The organism is Companilactobacillus sp. FL22-1 (genome assembly GCF_043951805.1).
In the GTDB taxonomy this organism is placed as follows: domain Bacteria; phylum Bacillota; class Bacilli; order Lactobacillales; family Lactobacillaceae; genus Companilactobacillus.
This window is the reverse complement of record NZ_JBINJY010000044.1, coordinates 1-241: the sequence shown is the minus strand read 5'-3', so window position 1 is coordinate 241 and position 241 is coordinate 1. Positions and strand designations below refer to the sequence as shown.

1 pseudogene is annotated in these 241 nt (G+C 44.0%); it reads left to right on the top strand.

Annotated features, from left to right (window positions below):
- Positions 1–241, top strand: a pseudogene (locus ACG72T_RS12590) (IS30 family transposase); the annotation flags it as partial.

Below are 241 nucleotides of genomic sequence, written 5' to 3'. Positions count from 1 at the left end.
TAATTTATAATTGGCTTAATCGTGGCTGGCTCCCCTTCAGATTGACTGATCTACCCAATCGGAATGTCCGCCAGCACCGAGTGAGCGAAAATCGTGGGAAATTTACAAGTGGGACTTTCATCGAATAACGGCCAACAACTGTTAATCAACGGTTAGCTTTTGGTCATTGGGAAGTAGATACGGTGCTTTCTAGTCGAAGTGAGTTACGATCATGTCTGGTTACATTCGTAGAACGTAACCA